This window comes from Gelidibacter sp. (assembly GCF_035577925.1).
Classification (GTDB): domain Bacteria; phylum Bacteroidota; class Bacteroidia; order Flavobacteriales; family Flavobacteriaceae; genus Gelidibacter.
On the sequence record NZ_DATJCY010000236.1, the window covers coordinates 1 to 5095 of the forward strand.

Annotated in this window: 5 protein-coding genes; all 5 read right to left on the reverse strand. The window is 33.6% G+C overall.

The features are described from left to right. On the reverse strand, window positions 1–384 hold a 384-nt coding region (locus tag VNJ50_RS09470; protein WP_325581249.1), incomplete at its 3' end, for a hypothetical protein. Between the two features lie 338 nt (window positions 385–722). Next, window positions 723–1511 (reverse strand): hypothetical protein, encoded by a 789-nt coding sequence (locus tag VNJ50_RS09475; protein ID WP_325581251.1) that lies wholly within the window; start codon window positions 1509–1511, stop codon window positions 723–725. A 258-nt stretch (window positions 1512–1769) separates the two neighbouring features. Beyond that, window positions 1770–2318: a hypothetical protein gene (locus VNJ50_RS09480; RefSeq protein WP_325581253.1), complete on the reverse strand. Its 549-nt coding sequence runs from the start codon at window positions 2316–2318 to the stop codon at window positions 1770–1772. 259 nt (window positions 2319–2577) lie between these two features. Beyond that, window positions 2578–3237, reverse strand: coding sequence for a hypothetical protein (locus VNJ50_RS09485; RefSeq protein ID WP_325581255.1), 660 nt, complete (start codon window positions 3235–3237; stop codon window positions 2578–2580). 211 nt (window positions 3238–3448) lie between these two features. Then, on the reverse strand, window positions 3449–5095 hold a 1647-nt coding region (locus tag VNJ50_RS09490), incomplete at its 5' end, for an O-antigen ligase family protein (RefSeq protein ID WP_325581257.1).

The window sequence follows — 5095 nt, forward strand, 5'->3', positions numbered from 1 at the left end:
TTGTGTCTCTACATCCGCTTTTAATCTAATTTGAGTGTCCCGAATTGAGTTGTCCGAAGGTATTCCTAGTAATAAATACTCAAATAGATTTTCAGAAATATTTAAGCTTGTCCCTACATCTCTCTTATTGTCGAAAATAAATGCAATATCACCTTTTTTTAATAAGTATTCATCAATTCGCATGAATGCTTCAGTGATAATCTTGAGTTCCTGTTCAGTAAATGCTTTGGTGTTATTATGTACGTTTATGTCCAAATATTCCATTTTTTCATCAGAATGCAATGTATCATCTTCCATTTCACAACTTTGAGTAATAATCCCAAAAGTAATAATGCTTACCAATATAACTGTTAAACTAAAAGTAATGTTTTTTATCTGTTTCACAATAACAATTTTTTTAAAATTCTAACTGTTTTATTTTTACACCATGTTTCTATTCTCAAATCAATAAACTAATTAATTCTATCGAGTGGCAGACGGCTTGCCAGAACAGAAACCTTTTTTATGCCGTCATACTTCAGATAGGCAGAAGCACCCTTGGAGTCTTAATATCCGAAAGGTAATCCTGCCATGAAGGAGTTGTTGTAAGTTTCATATCCACTTTAGTTAGGTGTTTAATATTTAAAATTATTCAGTTCATTTAATAAATCATTGATCTTTAATGCTATTTTTAAACATGGTGATAGTTTTTGTTTTTATAATGCCTTTATTTATTGAAAGACTTATAAATCTATTTCATCAAGTAGTTTCAGGTATTTGGATTCATCCATTTTATTATCGAAACCATCCGCTATTATTTGTTGGAAAAGTTCAGATAATTGAAGTGCTCTTCTTTGAGGGCAATGAATGGATAAAGTCCATAATTCATCCTCTGAGATGCAACGGAATGTTACATTGTTTCCATCAAAAATATTCGCTGGTATTCCTATTCCTTTAAAATTGTCAATAAGTGTTGCAGTTTTTCCATGCATTTTTTCAGCAAACTCTTTGCTTAGTTGGAACTCTTTAGGTTCAGGACGATAAGGTTCATATAAATCATCTCTGTTTTTCAAGATTGCGATTTGTTTGTTGTGTTCTTCTATCCGATCTCTAATTTCAAACGAGAATGTTGCTGATATCCAATATGGAATCTTTAATGGTGTTGTCTTTTCTAATAATAAATCCCGTATATTATATAATTTATGAACGTTCCGAAAACGTGTTATTTCTATTATGTAGGAATCATCTTGCTGGTTCTTGATGATACGAAATGCTGTAGCCTCATTACTACCTTCAGGCGATCCCTCGAAGATAAATTCAACAAAAGAGTTTTTAGTGCCGAAAAATAGTCGGTCGATAAATGATTTATGCTTCAGATTATACCAATCGAATTCTTTTTTCTCTCCTGACATAATCACATTATATTCAACCGTTTTTAGATATTGTCCTCCTTCTTCATGGTCTACAGATTGAGACATACTGACATTTGTGGAGAATATTAATGCAATGAATAAAATAATATTTGGTTTCATTTATATAGAATTTTATTACTGAGCTTTCGCAAGTTATACTACTTGCGAAAGCTCAGTAAATTATTACAAGTGTTTTCTATTAAGGTATATTAAAAGGCCCAAAAAGCTCCATTATAGAAAATAAAGTGTTCAAGATTTGGAAAGTAAGCTTTAGTTGCCATATCATTAAATTCACCTTCTGTTGAGGGGTTAGGACTTAAGCTATGTGTATGTCCAAATCCTGAAATCAGTTTGCCATTATAAGAACAACAGCCATTGTTAGGTAGGCACGAGTGCTCTTTGAGTCTTGAAGACCAAAAGACAATTGGACCGTGAGTTAGAAGAGGTTGGTGTCATAAGTGAGTTTATTTGTTTGTTTGTTTGTTGAGAATCATCTAAGCCTTCTGTCTCATTCAATAGTTTTCGCATTTTATTTTTAATGCTACTTATGAGCGCAGAATGAATTTTCACTTTTTTGTTCAATATTTTATGAGCTAATACATGTGCTTCGTCTTTACGTCCAGTTTCCTGATAAAGTTCAGTCAACTGGAATAGCGGTATAAATTTTATAGGGCACATTGCCGCTGCTTTTTTTAGATAACTTTCTGTTGCACGGTATTGCTGTAATTGCCTGCAATTATCTGCCATCAACATTTGCAGGTCGTAGTCAGCCCAAAGATTATCACATTCAACAGCAATTTGCTGACTTTCCACATAATGTCCATCTACATTGAGCTCAGCGGCATAATTATATAGGAACAGGACTTTGTGGTACAAATGGGCGTAAAAATAAACTCTTAATTCATCTGCAAACTTTTTAAAAGTCATTTTTTCATACCAGTTATATATTTATTGCTATTGTACATTTGAAGTATTTAGTTATTTTTATTAAATTTGATAAATAGCTTTATTAAAATATAAACTAGCCAGAACCATATCACAGGGGTAAACCAAGTTTCTATCTTATTTTCATCTATTGTCGAAAAAGAATGAAATAAAGAAACTATAAGCAATGAAATGAGAAATACAGAAATAATTTTTATTAAAATCTTCATTTATTAGCTATTAATTTATTTTCAAAACGTTGTCAAATCAAGTCCATTACAACATTTCCCCCCGCCATGTCACATGATCCAATAATACGTGCATTGAATCGATATATTTCCACGTCTTTTATTATTATTTTCACAATAGCTTCGCCGTTGGCACTAAAGGAAATCCTGTTTGCATTAATGATGGCATCTCCGCTTTTATGTTCATAGGCAATAAAAGATCCAACAGGAGGAATCATTGTTATGGAGCTATTTACAACATTAGGAATACTTTTGTCTATGTGAACAGTGCCTCTGGATATATTATCAACTTGCTGCGATACAACTATAACATTAAAACCTCCACCTTCCTCACTCGATCCTGACTTTAATCTTGGGAAGGAACTATAACCACTCAAATCATAATCATGTGCGATCTTATTTTCCGAGCGATTTGGTTTTAATATATTTAAAATACTCTTCAATTGATTCAGATCCGTTATTGGCTTTAAATCTCTATATTCATTGTTTGACAGATTATCATCTTTTACTTTTTCTAATTCGTATTTTTGGAATATTGTATTGAACTCTGCTACGATGTCTTCATTAACATATTCTATTAATTCATCCTGTTTTGAAATACAACTTTGTATGGAAAATAAAATAAATAAATAAATTATGAAATGTACGGTTTTATTTAAGTTTGTTTTTATCATGTCTTTGGGTTTGTTTTACTGGAAGTTACTGTTATGTCTTAATTTAAAATTAAAAAAACTGATTTAAAGGCAGGCAGCTTGCCAAAATAGAAAATATATCATGCTGCCCCACTTCAAGTAGGCAAGAGAGCTTTTGGTGTCCGAGGACTCCAAAAACAGTCTTGCCATGAGGATATGTTTATTCGTTTCATAACTATTTAATTATTTTATATTAATCGATTGTAATATTTGAGTCATCCAATACTTTTCCCATTTTATTTTTAATGCTGCTTATAACTGGAGAGGCGATCTTTATCTCCTTGTCCAATATTATTTGTGCCAATTCCTGTGCTTCTTTTTGTCGTCCAGTTTCCTGATAAAGTTCAGTCAACTGGTATAACGGCATAAATTTTACCGGGCACATTGCCGCTGCTTTTTTTAGATGACTTTCTGTTGCGCAGTATTGCTGCAATTGTAGGCAGTTATCAGCCATTAGCATTTGCAGATCATAGTCCGCCCAAAGTTTATTGCATTCAGTAGCTATCTTCATGCTCTCATCATGATATCCTGCTACATTTAGCTCTGCTGTATAATTGTATAGGAACAGATCGTTGTAACGCAAGTGGGTGTAAAGCGATTTGTATTGTGGTAGCATTTGGTGCGTTTCGCCCCTTAAGGATTTATGGGCTATTATGTGCCACTCTCGTTCAAGGTGGGCTTGATAGGCGGTTGCAGTTAGCAATGCTAACGTAAATAGTGATAGCGTTCCTTTTAACCATATATTATTAGCAATTGATGATTGTTGGCTTTTTCTCTCTGCCAATAAAAATGCAAGTAGTGCAACTGCCATCAACTGTATAAACGGATAATTGAAAGGATAGGAAAAGAATGCACAAATGCCAATTGATAGTATGCTTAACCGGATGAAAAACAACTCCGACATTTTTTGTTTTCGAGAAGTCCATATAGGAACACTTATCAATAACAGTGTCAGAGATAACCCTACTATGCCATAGTTGACCACCCATTTCAAGAATTCATTGAACGACTCACGTACATTATCGGCAAGATTTGCGTACTTGCTGTCGGGATATCTTGTAAAATATGCTGCTTGTTCGTTCATGTAATTTGCCGTGAATCCGTTGCCTCCATATCCAAGTATCGGTTTTTGTGATATCAGCTGTGTTGAACATTCCCATATTAGCAATCTACCATTTGCCGAATCTTTTTTCAAGAAGAATAATCCAACAAGCAATAATAAGCATCCTACGAAGATGGCTGAGTAGTGGGCAAAGGAGAATCTTACATCTCGCTCTTTTAATAAACGAATAAAAAAGAAAATAAGAATAACAGTGGTTGCAAAAATTGCTGTTCGTGCCTTAGATAGTATAATAACGGATATGATAAGGAAAGCTGCAATAATGGAAAGTAGGCGACGGCTTTTTATTGAATAGCGACAGCAATACAACGAAAATGGTAATAAGATAACCAATGATGCTGATATTCCGGCAGGGTTATCAAATGGTCCTGTAATGGAGAATGAACTGTTATAGGATGGTAATAGTCTTGTGAATTGTCCTAAACCCCACAAGGAAAGTGCTAACCCTATTGATGCAAAAACTGCAAACACTATTTGTTTATCTTTTATCCGCATCCATATTGCATAGAACAAAAAGAAAGCTACCGTAAGCGAAATAATTGTTGTTTTGTTCTCGATATTTCCCCAGTTTTGCCATATATGATAAATTGTCCATATTGATATTAAGAATATAAAACCCTTTGAAGGAAGCGGAATCCGCTCTTTTGTCAATAAAACAGATCCTATGATACCGATGCATATCCCGCCTTGCAGCCACAATAACGGTGCGGTAGTAAACCT

Coding starts and splice junctions, on each gene's coding strand:
- VNJ50_RS09475 (WP_325581251.1), bottom strand. CDS start 1,511: ATGAAACCAAATATTATTTTATTCATTGCATTAATATTCTCCACAAAT.
- VNJ50_RS09480 (WP_325581253.1), bottom strand. CDS start 2,318: ATGACTTTTAAAAAGTTTGCAGATGAATTAAGAGTTTATTTTTACGCC.
- VNJ50_RS09485 (WP_325581255.1), bottom strand. CDS start 3,237: ATGATAAAAACAAACTTAAATAAAACCGTACATTTCATAATTTATTTA.